Below are 4,881 nucleotides of genomic sequence, written 5' to 3' on the forward strand. Positions count from 1 at the left end.
CGAAGTGGTGCGCGCGATGGCCGCGTGCACCGGCTACGACCCCGACACCGCGGGCGGCGCGGTCACCACCGGCGGCACCGAGTCCAACCTCACCGGCCTGTTGCTGGCCAGGGAACACGCGTTGGCCGCCGAGTTCGGCGCGCACCCCGTCGCGTCCGGAATCCCGCCGCAAGCGCACGGGCGGCTGCGGCTGCTGTGCTCGGAGACCACGCACTTCTCCGTCGCGCGCAGCGCGGGCGTGCTGGGTCTCGGCGAGGACAGCGTGGTGGGGGTCCCGGTCGACGACGAGTACCGGATGGATCCGCGCGCACTGCATTCGACCCTCACCGACCTGCGGGAACGCGGCGACGTCCCGGTCGCGGTGATCGCCACCGCGGGTACCACCGACCTGGGCGTGCTCGACCCGCTCGCGGAGATCGCGCGCATCGCCGGTGAACACGGCACTTGGCTGCACGTGGATGCCGCCTACGGCGGCGGTGCGCTGTTCTCGCAGCGCCTCGCCCCGCTGCTGGAGGGCGTCGAGCTGGCCGACTCGGTGAGCATCGACCTGCACAAGCTGGGCTGGCAGCCGGTCGCCGCGGGGGTGTTCCTGACCCGGCGAGCCGCATCGTTCGAGCCGGTGGAGCGCCGGGTGGCCTATTTGAACACCGCCGATGACGAGGACGCCGGGTTCCGCAGCCTGCTCGGCCGTTCGCTGCGCACGACTCGGCGGCCGGACGCGGTCAAGATCCTCACGACCTTCCGCGCGCTCGGCCGCCGCGGGCTCGGCGAGCTGGTGGACAGCTGCCACGACCAGGCTCGGCACGCCGCCGCGGCGGTGCGCGCGCACCCCCGGATGCAGCTGTACCGGGATCCGGTGCTGACCACGGTCGTCTTCCGGTACCTGCCGGAGTCCGGTGATCCGGATCCGGTCAACGCGCGGCTGCGCCGGAGGCTGCTGGACGAGGGCACCGCCGTGGTCGGCCGCACCGAACTGGACGGCTCGGTGTGGCTGAAGCTCACCCTGCTGAACCCGAACACGACCGGTGGCGACATCGACGCCCTGCTGGCCGACGTGCTGGCCGCCGGCAACAAGGAGGTCCGATGACCGGCCGCTGGGCGGACCACGAGGCTTCGCCGGACACAGCCGCGCCGGACGCAGCCCTGCCGGACGCAGCTCAGTCGGATGCGGCGATTGCGGACGCGGCGACCACCGGCGGCTTGTTGCGGTGCTGGTTCCGCGAGACGGGCGTGCGGGTGCCGGACACCGGCGAGGTGCGGATCCCGCTGCCTGCCAGCGGCACCGCGCTGGTGGCCGAGGTGCTGCACCGGTCCCCGACCGGGCACCACCGCTTTGGTTCCGTGCGCTTGCCCGGGGGTGCGAGCCCGAACGCCGTGACCGTCGCCGCGCTGCTGTCGCTGGAAGGCTCGGCCGGGAACGCCGCCGAGGTCACCGAGCTGCTCGCGCGGGTCGCCGATTCGCAGCAGCGGACCACCCGGCACCTGCGGGAACGCCGGGACTCGCCGGAGGGCGCGAGCACCCCGTTCCTCGCCGCCGAGCAGGCGCTGGTGCTCGGGCACCCGATGCACCCGACGCCGAACAGCCGCAACGGCTGGAGCGAGCAGGAGGCGGCCGCCTACTCGCCGGAACTGCGCGGGAGCTTCGCGCTGCACTGGTTCGCCGCCGACCGGTCGGTGGTCTCCTCCGACGGCGGGCCGCAAGCGCGCCTGGAAGGCTTCACGCCGGAAGTTCCGGAAGGCACGGTGCCGGTGCCGGTGCACCCGTGGCAGGCGCGGTCGCTGCTCGGGACCAAGGGCGTGCGAGCTCTGCTGGATGCGGGGCTGTTGCACGACCTCGGCGTGCAGGGTCCGCGCTGGTTTCCCACCTCGTCGATCCGCACGGTCTACCACCCCGATGCGCCGGTGATGCTCAAGTTCTCGCTGGGCCTGCCGATCACCAACTCGAAGCGGGAGAACCTGCGCAAGGAACTGCACCGCGGCGTGGAGATCGACCGGCTGCTGGACGCGGGCCTGGCCGGTGAGCTCGCCGCGGCGCATCCGGACTTCTCGATCGTGCGGGATCCGGCGTGGCTCACCGTGGACGTGCCCAGCGATTCGCCCGATGGCGCGGAAAGCGGTTGGGAAGTCCTGCTGCGGGACAACCCGTTCGGCGCGCAGCAGCGCGCGGCCTGCGTCGCCGGGCTGCTCGCGGAACGCCCGGAACTGGGCGGATCCGCGCTGCAGCAGGTGATCGACGGGCTGGTCGAGCGCACCGGTGAGTCCCGTCAGCAGGTCGCCGAGCAGTGGTGCGCGCGCTACTTCGACCACCTGGTGGCTCCGGTGCTGTGGCTCTACCGCGAGCACGGCGTGGGGCTGGAGGCGCACCAGCAGAACTCCCTGATCGGACTCGACGGCGACGGCTGGCCAAACGGCGGCTGGTACCGGGACAACCAGGGCTACTACCTGTCCGAAACCCGGGTGGCAGAGCTGGAGCGGTTCCTGCCCGGCGTCGGCATCGCCGGGGAGAACCGGGTGGACGACGCGGTCATCGACGAGCGGCTGGGCTACTACATCGGCATCAACAACCTGATCGGCCTGGTCGGCGCGTTCGGCTCGCAAGGCCTCGCCGACGAGCGGCGGTTGCTCGCGCTGCTGCGGGCGAGGCTGCGCGAGTTCTCCGATCTCCCGCTCGCGGCGGGACTCGCCGAGTCGTCCTCGTTGCGGTGCAAGGCGAACCTGCTGACCCGGCTCGGCGGGATGGACGAGCTGGTGGGCCCGCTGGAGACCCAGTCGGTCTACGTGGACATCGCGAACCCGTTCGCAGAAGGGGAATCAGCCGCATGAGCCGCAGCTACGACCTGCTCGGGGTCGGTCTCGGCCCGTTCAACCTGTCGCTGGCCGCGCTCGCCGCGGAGGTACCCGGTGTCTCGGCGGCGTTCCTGGACGAGAAGCCGGAGTTCAGCTGGCATCCCGGGCTGCTCATCGAAGGCACCACGCTGCAGGTGCCGTTCCTGGCGGATCTGGTCACGATGGCCGACCCGACCAGCCGGTGGTCGTTCCTGTCCTACCTGCGCGAGCACGACCGGCTGTTCCCCTTCTACTTCGCGGAGAAGTTCCACATCTCGCGCCGCGAGTACGAGCACTACTGCCGGTGGGTCGCCGACTCGCTGGACTCCTGCCGGTTCGGGCGCCGGGTGACCGCGGTGCGGTGGGACTCCGAGCAGGAGCTGTTCCTGGTCCGCGCCGAGGACGTCGAAACCGGGCAGCACCAGGACTTCGCGGCGCGCAACGTCGTGCTGGGCGTCGGGACCGGGCCCGTGGTGCCCGAAGCGTTCCGCGACGTGCTCGGCGACGAAGTCTTCCACGCCGCCGAATACCTGGACCGCCGGGAGTCGTTGCGCGCGGCCGGGGACGTGACCGTGATCGGTTCCGGGCAGTCCGGCGCGGAGGTCGCGCTGGACCTGCTCAGCGAGCGCGAAGGGACCGGGCGGCGGACGCGGTGGCTGACGCGCTCCCCCGCGTTCGCGCCGATGGAGTACTCGAAGCTCGGGCTGGAGCACTTCACCCCGGACTACACCGGCTACTTCCGCACGCTGCCGCAGGAAACCCGGGACCAGGTGGTGCCGTCGCAGTGGCAGCTCTACAAGGCGGGCAGTGCCGGGACGCTCGGTGCGATCCACGACGTGCTCTACGAACGTTGCGTGGGCGGCCGCGAGCCGGACTCGACGCTGATGCCGAACGTGGCCGTCACCGGCGCCCAGCGCGCCGCGGGACGGGTCGAGCTGCGTTGCCATCACACCGAGCAGGACCGCGAGTTCGATGTCCGCACCGACAAGGTCGTGCTCGCCACCGGCTACACCGCACGGCGACCGTCCTTTCTGGACACCATGAGCGACTTGGTGGACTGGGACGGCAAGGGTCGGTACAAAGTGGACGACGACTACCGGGTGGCGCTGTCCGCAGAGGTCACCGGTGGGCTCTACGTGCAGAACGCCGAGATGCACAGCCACGGCGTCGGCGCCCCGGACCTCGGGCTGGGTGCGCACCGGGCGGCGTCGATCGTCAACTCCGCATCCGGGCGGAAGGTCTACCGGCTGCCGGAGCGCAACTCGTTCACGACCTTCGGCGTCACCTGATGCATTCGCGCACGGTTCTGCTGGCAGCGGCCGGAATGCACATGGTGACCGAGACGGCGCTGGCCCCGTTCTACCCGGCGTTGTTCCGGGCGGCGTTCGGGGTGCAGGACTTCGCCGCCACCGGTTGGTTCATCACCTTCACCCGGGTCGCCGCCGTGCTGGCGCTGCCGCTGTGGGGCTTGGCCACCCGGCGCTGGCGGCTGCACTCGCTGGTCCTGTTCGGACAGTCCGCGGCGGTGCTGCTGACCATCGCGCTCGCGCTCGCACCGACGTTCGCGGCGTTCACCGCGATCGGTGTGGCGCTGGTCGCGGTGAAGTCGGTGGTACTCGTGGCGCACCCGAGCACCGCGGGGACGCACCCGGACGGACTGCTGCCGGGGGTGCGCCAATACGTCGCGGTGCTGCAAGGCGCGATCGTGCTGGCCGCCGCGCTCGGCACGACGATCGTGACCGTTCCCGACCCGATGCGGGCGCTGCCCGCTCTCGCGGTCGCCGAAGTGGCACTGCTGCTCGCCTGCATCACGGCGTTCCGCCGAACCGGCGTTCCGCAGGCGCCGGACACCGCAACACCCGCGTACCGGGCGCCGCGGCTCGCGCTGCCACCGCTGGCGGTCGCGGTGTTGTTGTTCGCACTGGCCGGTGCGGTGGTGCGCCCCTTCTTCACCGAATTCGCCGCGGCGCGGGGAGCGTCCGAAGTGGGCGGTGCCCTGCTGTTCGCGCTCGCGCACGCTGCTGCCGTGTTCGCGGCGATCCGAGCGCGCACGGC

The 4,881-nt window shown here is 71.7% G+C and carries 4 protein-coding genes; all 4 read left to right on the forward strand.

Features of this window, described 5'->3' with window-relative positions; translation table 11 throughout:
• A partial coding sequence (locus IJH84_RS01770; RefSeq protein WP_295139483.1) for a pyridoxal-dependent decarboxylase occupies positions 1-1,087 on the forward strand: 1,087 nt, incomplete at its 5' end.
• The gene (locus IJH84_RS01775; RefSeq protein WP_295139486.1) at positions 1,084-2,823 is read left to right on the forward strand and encodes an IucA/IucC family siderophore biosynthesis protein; all 1,740 of its coding nucleotides are present in this window, start codon (positions 1,084-1,086) and stop codon (positions 2,821-2,823) included. The genes IJH84_RS01770 and IJH84_RS01775, both read left to right, overlap by 4 nt.
• Positions 2,820-4,115 (forward strand): lysine N(6)-hydroxylase/L-ornithine N(5)-oxygenase family protein, encoded by a 1,296-nt coding sequence (locus IJH84_RS01780; RefSeq protein WP_295139489.1) that lies wholly within the window; start codon positions 2,820-2,822, stop codon positions 4,113-4,115. Before IJH84_RS01775 ends, IJH84_RS01780 begins: the two co-directional genes overlap by 4 nt.
• Positions 4,115-4,881 (forward strand): hypothetical protein (locus IJH84_RS01785; protein ID WP_295139491.1); only part of this gene is annotated, 767 nt, incomplete at its 3' end. The genes IJH84_RS01780 and IJH84_RS01785, both read left to right, overlap by 1 nt.

The sequence above is a fragment of the Saccharopolyspora sp. genome, from assembly GCF_017434145.1.
In the GTDB taxonomy this organism is placed as follows: Bacteria; Actinomycetota; Actinomycetes; order Mycobacteriales; family Pseudonocardiaceae; genus Saccharopolyspora_C; species Saccharopolyspora_C galaxeae.

Coding starts and splice junctions, on each gene's coding strand:
- IJH84_RS01780 (WP_295139489.1), top strand. CDS start 2,820: ATGAGCCGCAGCTACGACCTGCTCGGGGTCGGTCTCGGCCCGTTCAAC.
- IJH84_RS01775 (WP_295139486.1), top strand. CDS start 1,084: ATGACCGGCCGCTGGGCGGACCACGAGGCTTCGCCGGACACAGCCGCG.